This window comes from Ottowia massiliensis, from assembly GCF_900240305.1.
Classification (GTDB): domain Bacteria; phylum Pseudomonadota; class Gammaproteobacteria; order Burkholderiales; family Burkholderiaceae_C; genus Ottowia; species Ottowia massiliensis.
The window spans coordinates 436266-454748 of sequence record NZ_LT964854.1 but is presented as its reverse complement, the minus strand read 5'-3'; the positions used below and the strand labels follow the sequence as shown (position 1 = coordinate 454748).

At 65.7% G+C, this 18483-nt stretch carries 18 protein-coding genes and 1 pseudogene; 10 read left to right on the top strand and 9 right to left on the bottom strand.

The window, feature by feature from the left end:
• The first annotated feature begins 17 nt into the window (after nt 1–17).
• The 3 genes from C1720_RS01965 (at nt 18) to C1720_RS01955 (ending at nt 2150) form a co-directional block, all read left to right on the top strand.
• Nucleotides 18–305: a DUF1330 domain-containing protein gene (locus C1720_RS01965; protein WP_102283055.1), complete on the top strand. Its 288-nt coding sequence runs from the start codon at nt 18–20 to the stop codon at nt 303–305.
• Nucleotides 306–479: 174 nt separating this feature from the next.
• Complete coding sequence (eno, locus tag C1720_RS01960; protein WP_102283054.1) at nt 480–1766, top strand: phosphopyruvate hydratase; 1287 nt, start codon at nt 480–482, stop codon at nt 1764–1766.
• Between the two features lie 105 nt (nt 1767–1871).
• Nucleotides 1872–2150 carry an FtsB family cell division protein gene (locus tag C1720_RS01955; protein WP_102283053.1) on the top strand — a complete coding sequence of 93 codons (279 nt, stop codon included), beginning with the start codon at nt 1872–1874 and terminating at the stop codon, nt 2148–2150.
• Nucleotides 2151–2238: 88 nt separating this feature from the next.
• On the opposite strand, the pseudogene C1720_RS14125 reads toward C1720_RS01955, so the two are convergent.
• The 3 genes and pseudogenes from C1720_RS14125 to C1720_RS01940 form a co-directional block, all read right to left on the bottom strand.
• Nucleotides 2239–2331 (bottom strand): annotated as a pseudogene (locus tag C1720_RS14125) (IS5/IS1182 family transposase); the annotation flags it as partial.
• Between the two features lie 205 nt (nt 2332–2536).
• Nucleotides 2537–3223 carry a lipoprotein-releasing ABC transporter ATP-binding protein LolD gene (gene lolD / locus C1720_RS01945; protein WP_102283052.1) on the bottom strand — a complete coding sequence of 229 codons (687 nt, stop codon included), beginning with the start codon at nt 3221–3223 and terminating at the stop codon, nt 2537–2539.
• Nucleotides 3216–4487, bottom strand: a complete 1272-nt coding sequence (locus C1720_RS01940) for a lipoprotein-releasing ABC transporter permease subunit (RefSeq protein ID WP_102283051.1) — start codon at nt 4485–4487, stop codon at nt 3216–3218. The genes lolD and C1720_RS01940 overlap by 8 nt, the downstream gene beginning before the upstream one ends.
• 119 nt (nt 4488–4606) lie before the next feature.
• Here C1720_RS01940 and hpnE point away from each other — a divergent pair, with 119 nt between their 5' ends.
• The gene (gene hpnE / locus C1720_RS01935) at nt 4607–6052 is read left to right on the top strand and encodes a hydroxysqualene dehydroxylase HpnE (RefSeq protein WP_233199749.1); all 1446 of its coding nucleotides are present in this window, start codon (nt 4607–4609) and stop codon (nt 6050–6052) included.
• A 248-nt stretch (nt 6053–6300) separates the two neighbouring features.
• Nucleotides 6301–6795, top strand: coding sequence for a DUF456 domain-containing protein (locus tag C1720_RS01930; RefSeq protein ID WP_102283050.1), 495 nt, complete (start codon nt 6301–6303; stop codon nt 6793–6795).
• A 26-nt stretch (nt 6796–6821) separates the two neighbouring features.
• Here C1720_RS01930 and C1720_RS01925 read toward each other — a convergent pair whose 3' ends face one another.
• From C1720_RS01925 to cbiE, 3 genes are all read right to left on the bottom strand, one after another.
• Nucleotides 6822–7343 carry a hypothetical protein gene (locus C1720_RS01925; RefSeq protein WP_146006816.1) on the bottom strand — a complete coding sequence of 174 codons (522 nt, stop codon included), beginning with the start codon at nt 7341–7343 and terminating at the stop codon, nt 6822–6824.
• 46 nt (nt 7344–7389) lie between these two features.
• Nucleotides 7390–8223 (bottom strand): precorrin-2 C(20)-methyltransferase, encoded by an 834-nt coding sequence (cobI, locus tag C1720_RS01920; protein ID WP_102283048.1) that lies wholly within the window; start codon nt 8221–8223, stop codon nt 7390–7392.
• 128 nt (nt 8224–8351) lie between these two features.
• Nucleotides 8352–9677 (bottom strand): precorrin-6y C5,15-methyltransferase (decarboxylating) subunit CbiE, encoded by a 1326-nt coding sequence (gene cbiE, locus C1720_RS01915; protein WP_102284444.1) that lies wholly within the window; start codon nt 9675–9677, stop codon nt 8352–8354.
• 105 nt (nt 9678–9782) lie between these two features.
• Between cbiE and glpK the strand changes: the two genes are divergently transcribed.
• Complete coding sequence (gene glpK, locus C1720_RS01910) at nt 9783–11342, top strand: glycerol kinase GlpK (protein WP_102284443.1); 1560 nt, start codon at nt 9783–9785, stop codon at nt 11340–11342.
• Between the two features lie 313 nt (nt 11343–11655).
• Here glpK and C1720_RS01905 read toward each other — a convergent pair whose 3' ends face one another.
• Nucleotides 11656–12489: a symmetrical bis(5'-nucleosyl)-tetraphosphatase gene (locus tag C1720_RS01905; RefSeq protein WP_102283047.1), complete on the bottom strand. Its 834-nt coding sequence runs from the start codon at nt 12487–12489 to the stop codon at nt 11656–11658.
• A gap of 48 nt (nt 12490–12537) precedes the next feature.
• On the opposite strand from C1720_RS01905, the gene C1720_RS01900 reads away from it, so the two are divergent.
• From C1720_RS01900 to grxD, 3 genes are all read left to right on the top strand, one after another.
• Nucleotides 12538–13857 (top strand): hemolysin family protein, encoded by a 1320-nt coding sequence (locus C1720_RS01900; RefSeq protein ID WP_050715794.1) that lies wholly within the window; start codon nt 12538–12540, stop codon nt 13855–13857.
• Between the two features lie 52 nt (nt 13858–13909).
• Nucleotides 13910–14203: an H-NS histone family protein gene (locus tag C1720_RS01895; protein WP_050715795.1), complete on the top strand. Its 294-nt coding sequence runs from the start codon at nt 13910–13912 to the stop codon at nt 14201–14203.
• Between the two features lie 175 nt (nt 14204–14378).
• On the top strand, nt 14379–14705 hold the full coding sequence (gene grxD / locus C1720_RS01890; protein ID WP_050715796.1) for a Grx4 family monothiol glutaredoxin: 327 nt from the start codon (nt 14379–14381) through the stop codon (nt 14703–14705).
• A 207-nt stretch (nt 14706–14912) separates the two neighbouring features.
• Here grxD and C1720_RS01885 read toward each other — a convergent pair whose 3' ends face one another.
• A complete protein-coding gene (locus tag C1720_RS01885; RefSeq protein WP_102283046.1) occupies nt 14913–15746 on the bottom strand; it encodes a YidB family protein in 834 nt (277 codons plus the stop codon).
• 488 nt (nt 15747–16234) lie between these two features.
• On the opposite strand from C1720_RS01885, the gene paeA reads away from it, so the two are divergent.
• Nucleotides 16235–17533: a polyamine export protein PaeA gene (gene paeA, locus C1720_RS01880; RefSeq protein ID WP_050715798.1), complete on the top strand. Its 1299-nt coding sequence runs from the start codon at nt 16235–16237 to the stop codon at nt 17531–17533.
• A gap of 144 nt (nt 17534–17677) precedes the next feature.
• On the opposite strand, the gene sctT is transcribed toward paeA, so the two are convergent.
• Complete coding sequence (sctT, locus tag C1720_RS01875) at nt 17678–18469, bottom strand: type III secretion system export apparatus subunit SctT (protein WP_050715799.1); 792 nt, start codon at nt 18467–18469, stop codon at nt 17678–17680.
• Nucleotides 18470–18483 lie beyond the last annotated feature (14 nt).

Here is an 18483-nt window from a genome sequence, read left to right as displayed (position 1 = left end):
CAAGGAGATCTTTTCCCATGCCCTTTGGCTACATCATCGCCAACGTTCACACCACCCGTCCCGAGCAAATGGCCGAATACCGGCGCTGGAGCACTGAAGCCGTGGCCGCGCATGGCGGCGAATTCATCGCGCGCGGCGGCCAGCAGCAGGTGCTGGAAGGCGCAGCGCACGAGCGCACGGTGATCATCCGCTTTCCCAGCTACGCGGCGGCGCGCGCCTTTTACGACAGCGCCGAATACCGCAAGGCGCGCCAGGCGCGTGAAGGCGCGGGCGTGTTCAACATGATCTGCGTCGAGGGCCTGTAGAGATAAGGCGGGCAGCCCGCCCGTTTGTCGCCCCTGTTTTTTTGCTCCTGTTTCAATAGTTGCAGCGCCCGTCCAATGGGCGCTGAAGCCGTTTTCAGACCCTTTCATCCGCTCCCGTTTCAGGAGCAATCCTTCCACATTCATTCCCAACCATTTGCGAAAAGGAGAAACCTCATGAGCGCCATCGTCGATATCGTGGGCCGCGAAATTCTGGACAGCCGGGGCAACCCCACCGTTGAATGCGACGTGCTGCTGGAAAGCGGCGTGATGGGGCGCGCCGCCGTGCCCAGCGGCGCATCCACCGGCAGCCGCGAAGCCATCGAGCTGCGCGACGGCGACAAAAAACGCTACGGCGGCAAAGGCGTGCTGCGCGCCGTGGAGCACGTGAACACCGAAATCACCGAAGCCGTGATGGGGCTGGACGCCAGCGAGCAAGCCTTTCTGGACAAAACCCTGATCGAGCTGGACGGCACCGACAACAAAAACCGCCTGGGCGCCAATGCCACGCTGGCCGTGAGCATGGCCGTGGCGCGCGCCGCCGCCGAAGAAAGCGGCCTGCCGCTGTACCGCTACTTTAGCGGCATGAACGGCTGCCAGCTGCCGGTGCCCATGATGAATGTCATCAACGGCGGCGCGCACGCCAACAACAGCCTGGACTTGCAGGAATTCATGATCATCCCCGTGGGCGCGCCGTCTTTCCGCGAGGCGCTGCGCCAGGGCGCGGAAGTGTTTCACGCGCTCAAGAAAATCATCAACGACAAAGGCATGCCCACCGCCGTGGGCGACGAAGGCGGCTTTGCCCCCAACGTGCCCAGCCACGAAGCGGCCATTGAACTCATCTTGCAAGCCATCGACCAGGCGGGCTACACGGCCGGGCAAGACATCGTGCTGGGCCTGGACTGCGCCGCCAGCGAGTTCTACAAAGACGGCCAATACGTGCTGGCCGGCGAAGGCGGCCTTCAGCTCACCGCCAGCGCCTGGGCCGACATGCTGGCCGCCTGGGCCGACAAATACCCCATCATCAGCATCGAAGACGGCATGGCCGAAGGCGACTGGGACGGCTGGAAACTGCTCACCGAACGGCTGGGCAAAAAAGTGCAGCTGGTGGGCGACGACCTGTTCGTGACCAACACGAAGATTCTGAAAGAAGGCATCGAGCGCGGCATTGCCAACTCCATCCTCATCAAAATCAACCAGATCGGCACGCTGACCGAAACCTTCCAGGCCATTGAAATGGCCAAGCGCGCGGGCTACACCGCCGTCATCAGCCACCGCAGCGGCGAAACGGAAGACAGCACCATTGCCGACATTGCCGTGGGCGCCAACGCCGGGCAAATCAAAACCGGCTCGCTCTCGCGCTCTGACCGCATGGCCAAATACAACCAGCTGCTGCGCATCGAAGAAGACCTGGGCGAAACGGCGGTGTACCCGGGCCGCGACGCCTTCTACAACCTGCGCTGACGCGCCGCCGCACGGGCCGGAAGAAGGCGCGGCGGCGTTCCAGAAACGATAGCATCCGCCCTTCTCCGCCCCCGCCCTTGCTGAACGCGCCCTGCCAGGCCTGCCATGACCCAACGCATCGTCGTCGCCATTCTTCTGCTGCTGCTCGCTGCGCTGCACGTGCAACTGCAAACCGGCCGTGGCAGCCTGCCTGAAGTGGCCGAACTGCGCCAACGCCTGCGCGAGCAAAAAGCCGCCAACGCGCAGGCCCAGCTGCAAATTGACCAGCTCGCTTCCGAAGTGGCCGACCTGCGCGACGGCCTGGATACCGTGGAAGAAAAGGCGCGCCACGATCTGAGCATGGTCAAGCCCAACGAAATCTTCGTGCAGTACGAAAAGCCCTGAAGAGGCTGCCCCAAAAGTTATTTCAGGAGCCTGACCGCGCCGAATGCAGGCGATCTTCGCGAATGCTTCGGCTGAAGAGGGCAGTGACTTCGTCGTCTTTGGAGCGCCTGCGAGATTGACTCAACCAGGCAAAAGTCCTCTCCACAACCCAGCGCTTGGGCAGCGCCTCAAAACCGTGGCCCTCTCTTTTGCTCATTTCAGCAAAGTGCTTGGCCGGGCGGCGTCAATAGCCTCAAAAAGAGGAGCGAATCCAGAGGGGCGAAAATGCCGTGTGCCACAATCTGTTCTAGGACCTCATGCTATGAATAGAGGAGCGAAATAAAGGGCGGAATACCTGCGCGGAGCGCTGGCGTGAAATGTCCGGGCGGGATGCCGGGGCCGCGCCTTCAGCCTTCCGTCAGCCTTCCGTGCGTGAGCGTGAGGCGGCGTGAGCAGCGCGCGGCCAGTTGCTGGTCGTGCGTGACGAGCACGAAGGCCGTGCCTTGCTGGGCCGCCAGGTCGAACATGAGGGCGAAGACGGCATCGGCCGTGGCGCGGTCGAGGTTGCCTGTGGGTTCGTCGGCCAGCACGCAGGCGGGCTGGGTGACCAGGGCGCGGGCGATGGCCACGCGCTGGCGCTCGCCGCCCGAGAGTTCGGCGGGGCGGTGGTGCAGGCGTTCGGCCAGGCCCACGCGCGCGAGCATTTGCGCGGCCTGCCCGTTGGCGGCGCTGGCGGGCAGGCGGCGCATGGTCAGGGGCATGGCCACGTTTTCCAGCGCGCTGAATTCGGGCAGCAAGTGGTGGAACTGGTAGACAAAGCCCAGGTGCCGGTTGCGCAGCAGGCCCTGCCGGGCGGGCGTGAGGGCGGCGAAGTCCTGCCCCATCAGGCGCACGCTGCCGCTGCTGGGCGCGTCCAGCCCGCCGAGCAGGTGCAAAAGGGTGCTTTTGCCGGAGCCTGACTGGCCGACGATGGCCAGCGTCTGGCCCGCGCGCACGGTCAGGTCTATGCCGTGCAGCACGGCAACGTCGATTTGCCCTTCGGCAAAGCGCTTGGTCAGGCCGCTGGCCTGCAAGACGGCTTGTTGCTCATTCATAGCGCAGGGCCTCCGCCGGATTGACGCGGCTGGCGCGCCAGCTGGGGTAGAGCGTGGCGGCAAAGGCCAGCAGCAGCGAGACGATGCTGATGGGGATGATGTCGCCCGCCTGCGGATCGCTGGGCATTTGCGAGATCAGGTAGATGTCTTTGGGCAGAAAGCTGGTGTTCAGCATCTTTTCCAGCGCGGGCACGATGACGTCGATGTTGAAGGCCACCGCCAGCCCCAGCGCCAGCCCGGCCAGGGTGCCGATCACGCCCGCCACCGCCCCTTGCACGATGAAGATGCCCATGATGCTGCGCGGGCTGGCGCCCAGCGTGCGCAAGATGGCGATGTCGGCGCGTTTGTCCTGCACGGTCATGACCAGCGTGCTCACCAGGTTGAAGGCGGCCACGGCCACGATGAGGGTGAGGATGATGGCCATCATGCGTTTTTCGATTTGCACGGCGGCGTACCAGGTGCGGTTCTGGCGCGGCCAGTCCAGCAGCAAGAGGCGGCCCGTGAGCGTGCCGGCCAGCTCCTGCGTCACTTGCGGGGCCTGGCGCATGTCGTGCAGGCGCACGCGCACGCCGGTCGGCCCTTCCTGGCGGAAGATGCGGCGCGCGTCGTCCAGGTGAATCAGCGCCAGCGTCGAGTCGTATTCATAGTGGCCGGAGCTGAAGGTGCCCGCCACCGTCATTTGCTTCATGCGCGGGGCCACGCCCACGGGCGTGACTTGTCCGCCGGGGGCCAGCAGCGTCAGCGCGTCGCCCTCGGCCACGCCCAGCGCGCGCGCCAGATCGCGCCCCAGGATGATGCGGAACTGCCCCGGCTCCAGCCGCGCCAGCACGCCATCGGCCTTCAGCTTCGCGGCCACTTCCGTCACCTGCGTTTCTTCGGCGGGGTCGATGCCGCGGATGGCCGCGCCTTTCATCGCGTCGCCGCGCGCCAGCAGCCCCTGCTCGCCAATGAAGGGGGCTGCGCCGGCCACTTGCGGGTTTTGCCGCACCTCGGCCAGCGTCAGCGCCGGATCGGGCAGCGCCTGGCCGTCGGGCGTGAAGATTTCAATGTGCGGAATCACGCTCAGCATGCGCCCCAGCACGTCTTTCTGAAAGCCGTTCATCACCGACAGCACGATGATGAGCGCCGCCACGCCCAGCGCAATGCCCAGCATCGAAGCCGCCGAGATGAACGAGATGAAGCCGTTGCGCCGCGAAGCCCGCCCGGCCCGCGTGTAGCGCCAGCCCAGCCGCCATTCATACGGCAGGCGTTCGAGCAAGTTCATGGGCTTGATTCCTTGTGATGCAAAAGCGCCGGATTGTGGCGGAAGGCCGGGCATGGGCGGGCGGCCCCGTTCCCGTAGCATCCGCCGCTTGCCGCCTGCCGCCTGTGACCGTGACTGCCATGCCCTCCGCTTCTTCCTCCATGCGCCCGCTGCGGCGCGTTGCCATCGTTGGCGCGGGCTGGGCCGGGCTGGCGGCGGCGGTGCGGGCGGCGCAGGGCGGCCTGGCGGTGAGCGTGTTTGAGGCCAGCCGCAGCGGCGGCGGGCGCGCGCGCGCCGTGCCCCTGCCGCTGCCCGATGGCCGCGAAGTCATGGCAGACAACGGCCAGCACATCCTCATAGGCGCTTACAGCGAAACGCTGCGGCTGATGCAGCTGGTGGGCGCCGAGCCGCAGCGCCTGCTGCTGCGCCTGCCGCTGGCGCTGGCCTACCCCGATGGCACGGGGCTGGCGCTGCCCGCCGCCCGCTGGCTGCCCGCGCCGCTGGACGCCGCCTGGGGCATTGCCCGCGCGCGCGGCTGGCCCTGGCGCGCGCGGCTGGCGCTGCTGCGCCGGGCGCTGGCCTGGCAGTGCGGCGGCTTTGCCTGCGGCCCGCAGGCGAGCGTGGCCGATTTGTGCCGTGGCCTGCCGCAGCAGCTGCTGCGCGATTTCATCGAGCCGCTTTGCGTCTCGGCCCTGAACACGGCCATGCATGAGGCCAGCGGCGCGGTTTTTTTGCGCGTGCTGCGCGATGCGCTTTTTGGCGTGCGCGGCGGCTCCAACCTGCTGTTGCCGCGCGTGCCTTTGGGCGATTTGTGGCCCCAACCGGCGCTGCGCTGGCTGCATGAGCGCGGCGCGCGCCTGCACATGGGCCAGCGCGTGCAGGGCCTGCAAGCCGAAAACGCCGGCTGGCGCGTGCATTGGCAGGCGGGCGATGAGGCGTGCAGCGCGCTGTTTGACGCCGTCATCCTCGCCACCGCCGCCCCGCACGCGGCGCAACTGGCGGGTGAAGCCATCACGCCGCCCGCCTGGCCCCACGCGCCCCGCCTGCAAGCCTGGCGCGCCTGCGCCGCCGCGCTGCGGCACACGGCCATCACCACCGTTTATGCGCAGGCGGCGCCTGAAGCCATTGCGGCCGCCTTTGCCCGCCCCATGCTGGCGCTGCGCAGCGGCCCGGCCGCGCCCGCCCAGTTCGCTTTTGCCCTGGACGCCATGCGCCTGCGCGGCGCGGAAGGCAAGGCGCAACAAGCCGCAGAACCAAACGCAGAACCAAGCTCAGAACCAAACATCACGGGGCTGCTGGCCTTCGTCATCAGCAACAGCGCGGGCCAGGAGCGGCAGGCCCTTTGCGCCGCCGTGGCCGCCCAGGCGCAAAGCCAGCTGGGCCTGGCCGTGAACGTGCTGCGCAGCGTGAGCGAAAAGCGCGCCACTTTCGCCTGCACGCCCGCCCTGCCGCGCCCAGCTGCTGCCATCGCCCCCGGCCTGGCCGCCTGCGGCGACTACGTGCAAGGCCCTTACCCCGCCACGCTGGAAGGGGCCATGCGCAGCGGCTGGCAGGCGCTGGATCAGGCGCAGGCGGCCTTTCCGTGAGCGCGCTGGCCGCGCAAGCGGGCGCAGGGCCTGCCAGGGCGCATCAAAATCAGGAGCAAATTCAATAGGGCCAAAATGCCGCATCGCGCAATCTGCACTAAGACCTCATGCTATGGTTAAAGGAGCGAAATGGCTGCATGCCAGTGCCTGCGCCGTGCCCATCCGGCCTGCTTTTTGCGCCCTTTGCGGCCGGGCCTGAAGCTGCGAAGCTGAAGACAATTCCGCCCGCTTGTTCCGCCTGCGCCCTCATGACTGCTTCACTTCTTTTGCCCCTGGCCGCCGTGCTCGTCATCCTGATTGGGCTGGCGGGCGCCTTGCTGCCCGCGCTGCCCGGCCTGCCGCTGATGTTCGCCGGGGCCTGGCTGCTGGCCTGGAGCGACGGCTACCAGACGTTTGGCGCGGGCAGCCTCATCACGGTGGGCGCGCTGGCGGCCACAGGCTCGCTCATGGATTACGTGGCCAGCCTGCTGGGCGCGAAATGCACGGGCGCAAGCCGGCAGGCCCTCTGGGGCGCGGCGGCGGGCAGTTTCGCGGGCCTGTTTTTCGGCCTGCCCGGCCTGGTGCTGGGGCCGCTGGCGGGCGCGGCGGCGGGCGAATACCTGGCGCGCCGCGAGCTGCTGGCGGCGGGCCGGGTGGGGCTGGGCGCTTTTGCCGGTTTCATCATCGGCACGGCGGCCAAGCTCGGCTGCGCCCTGTCCATCGTTTTCGTGCTGCTGGGCGTGTATCTGTTCAGCCTGCTCTGAGTCCGCCGGGTCCGCTCCGTGGGCGCTCACTTGCGGATGGCAATGCTGTCAAGCCCCTCGCTGGCCGGCGGCTCGTTCAGGCGGATGGTGTAAACGCGCCCGGCCACGGCTTCAAACGCCACTTCGTATTCGTTGCTCGCGGGCGAAATTTGCGTGCCCAGGCTATTGACGGTGATGGCGGGGACAAAGCCGCCGTCCGTGCCCACCCACACGCGCAAGCTGCGGCTGCTGCGGGCGGTGTAGATGAAGGCGGGCGTGCCTTCGGCATCGTCTTTTTTCGCCAGACGGAACAGGCGCACGCCATAGGGCAGGCTGACATCGGCGGGGCGGGCTTGCGGGCTGGCTCTTTGCTCCTGCCCGGCCAGCATGGCGCCAGCCAAATCGCCGCCTTCTTGCGTGTCTTCCGCCACAGCGTAATTGCCGCCCGAGGCCAGCACGGCGCGGATGACTTCCTGCATGGATGGATCGTCCACGTTCGCAGCCTGCGCGCTGGCAGCCAGCAGGGCTGCGATCAGCGCGCAGGGCGCCAGGCGCATACGGAAAGACATGGCTTTTCTCCTTTTGAAGTGGAAAACGGAAAACGGCTGGCGGCCTTCAGGCGGATGGATGCGGGGCCGCCGCAGGCGGGCTTTTTTTCTTCAGGCAGCCCCTGATGCGCTCGCCGCGCACGCGGTGCGGGTTTTTCACGATCAGCAGCGACAGGTAATGCACGGTCTGCCCGCGCAAAGCCAGCAGGGCGCGGCCCGCCAGCGCCCGCTCGCCGGGCGCGCCTACGCGCTCGATGAAATGGGCCGCCTCCAGCAAGCCGCGCTGCTGGAGCCAGTCGAGCAGCTCGTCCATCAGCGGCTTGACTTTCATCAGCACCAGCGTGTCGAACTCCGGCAGCAGCCGGTCCACGGCGGCCACGCCGTAGGCGGCCGGGACGATGGCCACGGTGTCGTCTTGCTCGGCCAGCGGCACGCCCGCGTCTGCGCAGGCGGCCGTGAAGGCGTTCACGCCGGGCAGCGTTTGCACGGCAATGCGCGCATCCAGCCCGCGCACGGTGCGCGCCAGGTGGCCAAAGGTGGCGTAGGTGCTGGCGTCGCCTTCCACCAGAAAGAGCACGTCGCGCCCGGCTTGCAGCCAGGGCAGCACGGTTTGCGCGGCGCGCAGCCAGGCGCGGGCGAGCTTTTCGCCGTCGTGCGTCATGGGAAACAGCAGCGTGGCGGCATCCGGCGGCGGCGCCAGCTGCGCGCGCTCAAGAATGCCCAGCGCGTAGCTGGGCGTTTTGGCGCTGCGGGCCGGATACACCCAGGCCGCGTCCGTGCGCTGCAACTGCGCCCAGGCCGCACGGGTGATCAGCCCCGGATCACCGGGGCCGAGTGACACGCCGATGAGGCGGCCCGGCGCCGGGTGCGCGGCGTCAGGGTTTGGAGCGTCTGCGGTCATGCTGGAAAGGCGGAGAAAGGGTTCAGAAAAAGGAGCAAATTCAAGGCGGCAGAAAATGGCTTTCGCGTAGTTTCCACTAGGACCTATTGCTATCGTATCGGTAGCTGAAAATAAGCCATTATTCCGCGTCACACCCCGCTGCGTTCCTGGCTGGTGGGCTTGCCCGCGCACACCACCCACACCGGGTTTTCGGCGGCCAGGCGGTGCATGTCCAGGATGGGGCGGCTGCGGGCGGCTTGCAGCTGGGTCACGTCCCACTCGATGCCTTGCGCTTCGTGCGCCTTCAGCGCGTCGCAGGCCGCATTGAGGTTTTCAAAGGTGACGAAGTTCATCACCAGATGCCCGCCCGCGCGCAGGCGGCGCAGGGCCAGGGCGATGAGGCCGGGCAGCTCGCCGCCGGAGCCGCCTATGAAAACGGCGTCCGGGTCAGGCCAGCTCTCAAGCCCTTGCGGCGCCTTGCCCCGATGCAGGCTGTAGTTGCTCACGCCAAAGGCGGCGTGGTTTTGCGCGGCAATGGCGTGATCGGCCTCGTTTTTTTCAATGGCCCACACGTGGCCTTGCGGGCACAGGCGCGCCGCTTCCAGGCCCACGGAGCCGGTGGCCGCGCCAATGTCCCACACCACGCTGTTGGCGCGCAGCTGCATGCGCGCCAGGCTCAAGGCGCGCGCTTCCAGCTTGGTGATCAGGCCCTTTTCGGGCTGGCGCTGCGCGTAAGCCGCGTCGGGCAGGCCAAAGCGCACGGGCTGCGGCGCGGGGCGGCTGCGCCAGAGGATGACGACGTTCAGCGGCGCGAAATCCATGCCCGCCGCCTCTTGCGGGGCCAGCTCGGCGTACACACGCTCGCCCGGCTGCAAGAGGTTTTCGGCCACGGCCATCAGAAAGTCATCGCCCAGCCCTTCGGCCAGCAGCATGCGGGCGATGCGCGCGGGCGTGTTGCCGGGGCTGGTGAGCACCAAAAGCCGCTCGTGCGCGCGCACGGCCTGCGCCAGCGCGTAAAGGCCGTGGCCGGGGGCGCTGCCGCGCTGCCACTCGCCCGCGTCTTTGCCGTGAACGGAGACGATGCGCGCGTCCTGCCAGGCCAGCCCCAGCCGCGCGCAAGCCACTTGCAAGGTGGAGAGATTGGGCAGCACGCGCAGCGCGTTCACGCACAAATGGCGCGCCAGATACGGCGCAATGCCGTGGCACAGCGGATCGCCCGTGGCCAGCACCACGCAGCTTTGGCTGGCCTGGCGCGCGGCCTGCGCCCACCGGGGCACTTGCGCCAGCTGCCCGGTGAGATCGCGCTGCGCCGCGCCCGCCTTGAACTCGTGCGACAAAAGCGCCAGCGCGCGCGTGCCGCCAATGACGAGATCGGCCGTGCGCACATGCGCCAGCGCCGTGGCCGACAGACTGGCCGCGCCATCATCGAGCACGCCAATGACGAGGCAGGGATTGGGATCGGTATGCAATGACATGAAATTCTGAAAGGGGAAAAGCAAGGCGGCCAGGCGGGGCGCGGGCCGGATTCGTTGCCGCTGCCGCAAGGGCACAATGCCGCCCCCGCCCAAGGAGACAAGCCCATGACCTACCTGCTAGCCCTGGACCAGGGCACCACCAGCAGCCGCGCCATCGCGTTTGACGCGCAAGGCCGCATCGCCGCGCTGGCGCAGCGCGAATTCACGCAGCATTTTCCCAGCCCCGGCCAAGTGGAGCACGACGCCGACGAAATCTGGCAAACGCAACTGGCCGTGGCGCGCGAATGCGTGCAAAAGCTCGGCTCGGCGGACGCGGACATGGCCGCCATCGCCCCCAACATCGCGGCCATCGGCATCACCAACCAGCGCGAAACCACCGTGCTCTGGAGCCGCGAAACGGGCCGCCCCGTGGCCCCGGCCATCGTCTGGCAAGACCGCCGCACCACCGCCCGCTGCGAAGCGCTGTCGCCCGCCGAACGCCAGCTCATCCAAAGCCGCACCGGGCTGGTGCCCGACGCCTACTTTTCCGCCACCAAACTGCAATGGCTGCTGGACAACGTGCCCGGCGCGCGCCGCCGCGCCGAAGCGGGCGAGCTGGCCTTCGGCACCGTGGATTCATGGCTGGCGTGGAACCTCAGCGGCGGCGCGAAAGGCAGTGCAGCAGGCGGCGGCCTGCACGTCACGGACGCCAGCAACGCCAGCCGCACCATGCTCATGAACCTGCACACGCTCCAGTGGGACGATGAGCTGCTGGCGCTCTTTGGCATTCCGCGCGCCGTGCTGCCGCGCATCGTGCCCTCCAGCGGCGAAATCGGCGCCACCGCGCCCGATCTGCTGGGCGCGCCCATCCGCATTGCTGGCATCGCGGGCGACCAGCAGGCCGCCACCTTCGGCCACGGATGCCTGGCCCCCGGCATGGCCAAAAACACCTACGGCACCGGCTGCTTCATGCTCATGAATACCGGCGGCCAGCCCGCCGCCAGCCGCAACAACCTGCTGGGCACCGTCGGCTGGCTCGCGCCCGATACGGCCAACCATCCAGCGGGGCAGCCCCGCGCCGCCTACTGCCTGGAAGGCAGCGTCTTCATGGCCGGCGCCACCGTGCAATGGCTGCGCGACGGCCTGCAAATCATCCGCACCGCCGCCGAAGTGGAAGAGCTGGCCGCCAGCGTGCCCGACACGGGCGACGTCTTTCTCGTGCCCGCCTTCGCCGGCCTGGGCGCGCCCGACTGGGACGGCCGCGCGCGCGGCGCGCTCATCGGCATGACGCGCGGCACCACCCGCGCCCACATCGCCCGCGCCGCGCTCGAAGCCATCGCCCTGCAATCGGCCGACGTGTTCGCCGCCATGAGCGAAGACGCCGGCCTGCCCCTGCAAGAGCTGCGCGTGGACGGCGGCGCCAGCCGCAACAACCTGCTCATGCAAATGCAGGCCGACGCGCTGGGCGTGCCCGTCGTGCGCCCGCATGCCGCCGAAATCACCGCCCTGGGCGCGGCCCGCCTGGCGGGCCTGGCCGCCGGTTTCCGCTTTGACGAGCAGGCCCTGGCCGCCAGCCAAAGCGCCGCCCGCCGCTTCGAGCCGCAATGGCCCGAAAGCCTGCGCCGCCAGCGCCTGGCCCGCTGGCGCGAAGCCGTCGCCCGCGCCAAAGACTGGGCGCGCGGCTGAAAGCCTGGCCCAAAAGGCGCCGGGCCATGTCAGAGACCGGCTTATTTAGCTCTTTTATCAATAGCATGAGGTCCTAGTAAAACGGGCGCTGATCTGTATTTAAGGCCCCTTTAATTTGCTCCTGTTTTGATAAATTCTGACCGGCATAAACCGCCTAAAGGCCCTGTTTTGCCCATAGCGGCCTCGTATGCCCGGCCTGGTTTGCGCGCCGTGGTTTCATCTGGCGGAAAGCAGGCCAGAAGAGAAAGCCTGTTTGCACTCTGGCCGCAATCTGGCCGCGAGGAGCAAAGACCGGGCTGAAGTGGGCTGTTTTTCAGTTGCCGGGTTTTTGGGCCTGCTCGCATGCGATCTGGATCAGCTCGCGGTCGCTTGCGTTTGGTCCCAGGCGCAGGGCGCTTAGGGAACCGCCCCAGACGCAGCCGGTGTCCAGCGGGAGGATGTCGGGGCGTTCGCGCCAGCCCAGGGTGGACCAGTGGCCGAAAGCGATGACGTCGCCCGCCGTGCGGCGGCCGGGCACATCAAACCACGGCATCAGGCCAGCGGGGGCGCTCGCCGTGCCTTCCTTGGTGGCGAATTCCATTTGTCCTTGTGCGGTGCAGTAGCGCAGGCGGGTGAGGGCGTTGGTGATGACGCGCAGGCGGTCTGCGCCTTGCAGGCTTTCGTTCCATGCGTCGGGCTGGTTGCCGTACATCTGGCGCAAAAAGCCGGGCCAGGCGGGGCCGCGCAGCACGCTTTGCACTTCGGCGGCCAGACGCAGGGTGTCTTGTGCCGTCCAGGCAGGCAGCACGCCAGCGTGCACGCACAGCACGCCCGCTTCGCGCACGGCCAGGGGGCGATGGCGCAGCCATTCGAGCAAGGCTGGGGCGTCAGGCGAGGCCAGCAGTTCGCCCAGTGTGTCGCTGCGGTGCGGCTTGCGCACGCCGCAGACCACGGCCAGCAGGTGCAAGTCATGGTTGCCCAGCAGGCAGCAGGCGGCGTCGCCATAGCCCATGAGGCGACGCAGCACGCTGGCGGACTGGGGGCCGCGATTGACCAGATCGCCCAGGAGCACGAGGCGGTCGCGGCTGGAAGAAAAGGCAATGGCGTCCAGCAGGCGCTGCAGGGCGCCGTCGCAGCCTTGCACGTCGCCGATGAAGTAGAGTGACATGCTTGTGATTGTGATGCGGGCGCGCCTTTGCCAAAGCGCCCTGGATGCATGGAACTGCTGCTGATTTGTTTGTTGATCGTGCTCAATGGCGTGTTCGCCATGTCGGAAATGGCGCTGGCGTCCAGCCGCAAGGCGCGGCTGGAGGCGATGGCCGAGGGGGGAGACGCAGGCGCTGGCGTGGCGCTGCGGCTTATGGAAGACCCCACGCAGTTTCTTTCTACCGTGCAGGTGGGCATTACGTCCATTGGCGTGCTCAACGGCATTGTGGGCGAGTCGGCCTTCAGCGCCCCGGTTGCCAGCTGGCTGGGCGGGCTGGGCCTGAGCGAGAGGGCGGCGGGCATTGCAGCCACGGTGCTGGTGGTGGCCGCCATCACTTTCGTCACCATCATTTTTGGTGAGCTGGCGCCCAAGCGCATCGGCCAGCTCTACCCTGAAACCGTGGCGCGCTGGGTGTCGCCGCCCATGCGGGCGCTGGCGGCTTTCACGCGGCCCTTCGTGGCGCTGCTTTCCCTGTCTACCCAGGGCGTGCTGAAACTGCTGCGCATTGACAACCGCAGTGAACGCGCCGTCACGGCCGAAGAAATATCCGCCAGTCTGGAAGAGGGCGTGGACGCGGGCCTGATTGAGGCGCACGAACACCAGATGGTGCGCAACGTGTTTCACCTGGATGACCGGCCTTTGACGTCACTGATGGTGCCGCGCAGCGATATTGACTGGCTGGACGGCGCAAACACCGTGGCGCAGGCGCTGCAATATGTGGCTACTCGTGGTGAAAAACAATCGCATTCGTGGTATCCCGTGTGCGATGGCGGGCTGGATGACGTAATCGGCATCATCAGCGTGGCCCGCCTGCTTGAATTGGGTCCAAATGCCGAAGGCGCGCTGGCACAGCATTGTGAAAATGCCGCATTCGTGCCTGAAACCCTGAGCGGGCTGGAAATGCTGGAGCAATTGCGCGCCAAATCCGGACGGCTGCTGCTGGTGGTTGATGAATATGGCGTGGTGCAAGGCATGATGACGCCGCGTGATTTGCTGGAAGCCATCACGGGCGAACTCAAGCCCGATACTGATATGGACGCATGGGCCACGCCCGCTGCCAATGGCGCATGGATTCTGGAGGGTTTGATGCCCGTCAATGAAATGAAGGCGCGCCTGGGCATTAAGGAATTGCCCCACGAAGCCAAAGGCCGCTACAACACTGTGGCAGGCTTGCTGCTGGCCGAGGCGGGAGATTTGCCACGCGCCGGAGACAAAATCCAGGCGGCGGACTGGGAATTTGAGGTGCTTTCGCTGCAAGGGCGGCGCATTGATAAAGTGATGGCGCGCCCCTTAATGCCGCAGGCCATTCAGTCAAAAAGCAGCGGCTGAAAAATGATGGTATATTCAAGTCTCCAGTTTCTAACTCACTCAAGGAGATTTCATGTCATCTCTCAAAGACCTGCTGCAACAGCGCGAACAACTGAATGCCCAAATTGAACAGGCCCGCCAAAGCGAGCTGTCTGAAGCATTGGCCAAAGTTCATGCCGTCATTCAGGAATATGGTTTGACACAGCAGGATATTTTCCCTTCCAGCGGCCGCCGCTCTTCTCGCGCCGCTGGTTCCAAAGTGCCGCCCAAATACCGCGATCCCGCCACGGGCGCTACGTGGACGGGCCGTGGCAAACCGCCGAAGTGGATTGAAGGCAAGGACCGCAGCGCTTATCTCATTGCCTGATACGCCCTTGCGGCCCGCTTGGCGCGGCGTCACAAACCCAGCAAAGGCCTGCCATCCGTGCAGGCCTTTTTCGTATGTGGGCGATGGCGAATGAAGGGCGGTGGAATAATCCGCGCCTTCAGCGTTTTCCCTTCTTTCTTTTCCCCACGTTTTCACAAATCAGAGGAGTTCTTCCGTGAGCGACACGCAACAGCGCATTGATGCCATTGTCAAAGGCCATCCCATCGTCCTGTTCATGAAAGGCGATGCCAACTTTCCCATGTGCGGTTTTTCTGGCCGCGCCATTCAGGTGCTCAAGGCCGCCGGTATGGATCTGCACAAACTGGTAACGGTGAATGTGCTGGCCGACGAAGAAATCCGCCAGGGCATCAAGGATTACAGCCAGTGGCCCACCATTCCGCAGCTTTATGTGAAAGGCGAATTCATTGGCGGCTCCGATATCATGATGGAGATGTTCGAGTCTGGCGAGCTGCAAAACCTGCTGGCTGAAAACGCCGCCTGAAAACCGATTTCAGGCTCTTGCACGCCAACGGACGCCCGGCAAGGCGTCCGTTTCTTTTTGCCCATGTCACGGCAAGGCTGCACTATTTCACACAATGCGAAGATCTTTCACTTAAAAACAAACCAGGCCATACACAAAAGGCCAAAAAAAATGCCAGCACATGGCAAACGCGCATGGGCTGGCAGGCAGCAAAATGTGGAAAAAGCGTCAGGCCGCAGGCTGTTTTTCCACCGCTGGTTTTTCTTCTGCGGGCGGTTCAACCGTTTCAACAGCAGGCAGCGTTTCTGCGGGTGGTGTTTCTGCGGCGGCCGCAGGCATTTCCGGCATGGGCGGTGCGGCTGGTTTTTCTTCGCTGCTCGGCTCTTGCGCTGGCATTTCCCGGACGGGCGTTTGGGCGGGTGTTTCGGCGGGCGTTTCCGGCTGGGTTTTTTGAGGCGCGGGAGCGGTTTCCACAGGTTGAACCGGGCTTGCGGGCGCAGGCTGCGGGGCGGCCACGGGCGCTGACGCTGGCGCAGGCACACCGTCGCCGCCCTGGCGGCAGTAGCTCAGGCCCAGCAGGCCGGCGGCGACCACGGCCACGGCAGGCCACAGCCACTTCATGCCGCCGCCACTGCTGGGCAAAGGGGCGGACAGCAGGGCTTGTCCGGCGCTGGCCACGCTGGCGATTTCAGCGGGCAGCGAGCCGGGCAAGCTGCCGCCGGGCGTGAACTTGCCGACGATGTAGGGCAGCAAATAGCCCAAGGCGCCTGCAACGTCGTCGCGCGGCGCGTCCAGCCGCCCGGTCAGCTGCTCCAGCAGGCCGCCCGCGCTGCCCAAGGCGTTTTCAATCTGGCTGGCTGTCACAGCCTTGGCGCTGGGGCCGCCGCCCAGCCAGGATTGCACGGCGGGGCCAAGTCCGGCTGCCTTGAGCTTTTCAAGAAAGCCGGGCAGACCGCCCGTGTCCTGCCGAGTCATGCATGCCAGCAGCATTTGCAGCAAGGGCAGGGCCTTGTCGCCCAGGTTAAAGCGCACAGCCACTTCACGGATAAGAACGTCAAACATGCGGTGAAATCCTTCAAGTCAAAAATGAAAAATGATTATAGAAATGGGGGTTGCCATTACCTTCGCGCAATCAGGGCGGAAAAACAAAAGAGCGCCGCTTTGGCGGCGCATGGCATTTCGGGCTCTGAAACAGGCTCTGGCACAGAAGGCCCGGCCCGAACGCATTACGTAACGCAACACATGAACATTCCGCGTGCACACCCCCGCGCGAGCGCATCTGCGCCGGCTGGTCGCTTGCGCCTGGCTGCAGGCGGCGATGCCAGCATGCGAGCCGCCCTCCTCTTGCGTACACGCTCTTTTTTCAGAAGCAAATTCAATGTCTAAAAAACGGCTGATGTCCTCATGAAACGGGCGCTACCCGCTATCGGAACAAGAGCGAGCACTACTGCTGCCAGGCACTGTCCGCTTCGTCAAGCCGTGTTCGCGCCGCCGTAGTTGCCGCAGCGCCGGGCATTTGGCAGGCGGCCAGTAAACTGCGCTTCTTTCTTATGACGCCTTTTCAAAGCCTTTTCGTTCTTGTTTTTCTGATTGCCGCCAGCGCATTTTTCTCGCTGGCTGAAATGTCGCTGGCCGCCTCGCGCCGCCTCAAGCTCACCCAGATGGCTGATGAGGGCGATGCCCGCGCCTTGCGCGTGATGCAGATTCAGGAGCATCCGGGCCGCTATTTCACAGTGGTTCAAATTGGCATCAACTCCGTTGCCATTCTGGGCGGCATCGTGGGTGAAGGCATGCTGGGGCCGTGGCTGGTCTGGATTTTCGAGCCGTGGATGGCCGCCGGATGGGCGGCGCGGCTGGCCTTTTTGCTGTCGGTCGCACTCGTCACCTCGCTTTTTGTGGTGTTTGCCGATCTCGTGCCCAAGCAGGCGGGCATGGCCAACCCGGAGCGCTTGGCCGTGCGCCTGGTCGGCCCGATGGAGCGGCTGCTGGCACTGCTCAAGCCCTTGGCCTGGCTCTACAACAAATGCGCCAGCGCCGCCATGCGCGTGTTGGGGCTGCCCATGCAGCGCGATGAGCGCATCACCTCTGACGACATCCTGGCCCTGACGGAAGCGGGCGCGCAGGCAGGCGTGCTGGAGCGCCCCGAACAGCAAGTGATTGAAAACGTCTTCGAGCTGGACACCCGCCCCGTCTCCAGCGCCATGACGCTGCGCGGCAGCGTGGCCTGGTTCGACATCCGCGACAGCGACGAAAGCGTGCGTGTGCGCATCGCCGCCGAACCTTTTTCCACCTACCCCGTGTGCGACGGCGGGCTGGACAACGTCGTGGGCTACGTAGACGCCAAGGACCTTTTTCAGCGCGTGCTCAACCAGCGCCCCATCGTGCTCACCGACGAGGGCCTCATCCACAAGGCGCTGGTCGTGCCCGACCGCCTCAGCTTGGCCGAAGTGCTGGCCCAGTTCCGGCAGGCGCATGAAGACTTCGCCATCATCGTCAATGAATACAGCACCGTCGTCGGCGTGGTCACGCTCAATGACGTGATGAGCACCGTGATGGGCGAGCTGGTCACGCCCGCCGATGAAGACCTCATCGTGCGCCGCGATGACGGCTCCTGGCTGGTGGACGGCATGACCCCCATGCCTGATGTGCAACGCGCCCTCAGCCTCTACGACTGGCCCGACAAGGACGAATACGAAACCCTGGCCGGCTTTCTCATGGTCATGCTCCGCCGCGTGCCCCGCCGCACCGACTGCGTGGAATGGGGCGGATACCGCTTTGAAGTGATGGACGTGGACAGCTACCGCATTGACCAGGTGCTGGTCACGCCGCGAAAAGAAAACGTGCAATAAGGCGCAACAGGCCAGTAAGGTGAAGACGGAGCGGGGCGCGCGGAGCCTGAATGCCCGGCGCTGGCTTGCGCCGCTACCCATCAAAAATAAAACTTCCGTTTGCCGCCTCGGCTTTGCAGGGAGCAACGTGTTGAGAAGCTACAGCTATACCAGCATGGCCTGCAATCTTTGCAGCAGCTGCGGCATCAGCTCGCCAATTTGCTCCGTGAGCGTATGCACCACAGTTGAGAGCATGACGACCCACGCCAGCACGGCGGCCAGCCCTTTGAGCGACGATGAAATGGGCAGCAAGTTGAGCTGCGGGGCATAGCGATTCATCAGCCCCAGCGACAGGTCAATCATGTACAGCATCACCAGCGCAGGCGCGGCCAGCACGAACATGAGGCTGGCGAAATGGGAGAACACCCCTTCGAATACCACCACGCCTTCTCTTTTGGGCAGCAGGTTCATCTGGCCCAGCGGCCACAGGGCAAAACTTTCCATCAGCGCGCCTACCCACAACAGCATGCCGCCTGAAAACATGAACATGAAAACAGCCAGGCGTCCCAGAAAAGCGCCCGTGAGCGAAGTCTGGCGGCCCGAGAGTGGATCGACGATTTGCGCCATGCTCATGCCGCTGGCCCCGTCCACGATTTCGCCTGCGGCATGAAACGCCCAGAGCACCGCTGCCAGCATGGCTCCCATGGCCAAGCCAAGAAAAGCCTCCTTGGCAAACAGCAGCAGCCATTGCTGCGCCGTCAAGCCATTCACGTCCAGCAGCGGTTGCACCGCCAGCGTGATGACGCCAAAGCCCAGAAACAGCGCCCCCCGCACCGTGGCGGGCACCGTCTCTTGCGCCAGCACAGGCAGCAGCAGGAAGGCCACGGCAAAGCGCGTGCTGGCCAAAGCGGCCAGCAAAGCCATGTCGCCCAGATTGCCAAACGCGGCAAAGTCCATTGCGTCCGCCCGCT

Excerpts from the sequence above, each read along its gene's own strand:
- C1720_RS01940 (WP_102283051.1), bottom strand. The coding sequence starts at position 4,487 with ATGAACTTGCTCGAACGCCTGCCGTATGAATGGCGGCTGGGCTGGCGC.
- cbiE (WP_102284444.1), bottom strand. The coding sequence starts at position 9,677 with ATGTCATTGCATACCGATCCCAATCCCTGCCTCGTCATTGGCGTGCTC.
- C1720_RS01895 (WP_050715795.1), top strand. The coding sequence starts at position 13,910 with ATGTCATCTCTCAAAGACCTGCTGCAACAGCGCGAACAACTGAATGCC.
- C1720_RS01930 (WP_102283050.1), top strand. The coding sequence starts at position 6,301 with ATGACTGCTTCACTTCTTTTGCCCCTGGCCGCCGTGCTCGTCATCCTG.
- C1720_RS01900 (WP_050715794.1), top strand. The coding sequence starts at position 12,538 with ATGGAACTGCTGCTGATTTGTTTGTTGATCGTGCTCAATGGCGTGTTC.
- lolD (WP_102283052.1), bottom strand. The coding sequence starts at position 3,223 with ATGAATGAGCAACAAGCCGTCTTGCAGGCCAGCGGCCTGACCAAGCGC.
- paeA (WP_050715798.1), top strand. The coding sequence starts at position 16,235 with ATGACGCCTTTTCAAAGCCTTTTCGTTCTTGTTTTTCTGATTGCCGCC.
- eno (WP_102283054.1), top strand. The coding sequence starts at position 480 with ATGAGCGCCATCGTCGATATCGTGGGCCGCGAAATTCTGGACAGCCGG.
- hpnE (WP_233199749.1), top strand. The coding sequence starts at position 4,607 with ATGCCCTCCGCTTCTTCCTCCATGCGCCCGCTGCGGCGCGTTGCCATC.
- C1720_RS01885 (WP_102283046.1), bottom strand. The coding sequence starts at position 15,746 with ATGTTTGACGTTCTTATCCGTGAAGTGGCTGTGCGCTTTAACCTGGGC.
- sctT (WP_050715799.1), bottom strand. The coding sequence starts at position 18,469 with ATGGACTTTGCCGCGTTTGGCAATCTGGGCGACATGGCTTTGCTGGCC.
- C1720_RS01925 (WP_146006816.1), bottom strand. The coding sequence starts at position 7,343 with ATGTCTTTCCGTATGCGCCTGGCGCCCTGCGCGCTGATCGCAGCCCTG.
- C1720_RS01965 (WP_102283055.1), top strand. The coding sequence starts at position 18 with ATGCCCTTTGGCTACATCATCGCCAACGTTCACACCACCCGTCCCGAG.
- C1720_RS01905 (WP_102283047.1), bottom strand. The coding sequence starts at position 12,489 with ATGTCACTCTACTTCATCGGCGACGTGCAAGGCTGCGACGGCGCCCTG.
- cobI (WP_102283048.1), bottom strand. The coding sequence starts at position 8,223 with ATGACCGCAGACGCTCCAAACCCTGACGCCGCGCACCCGGCGCCGGGC.
- glpK (WP_102284443.1), top strand. The coding sequence starts at position 9,783 with ATGACCTACCTGCTAGCCCTGGACCAGGGCACCACCAGCAGCCGCGCC.
- C1720_RS01955 (WP_102283053.1), top strand. The coding sequence starts at position 1,872 with ATGACCCAACGCATCGTCGTCGCCATTCTTCTGCTGCTGCTCGCTGCG.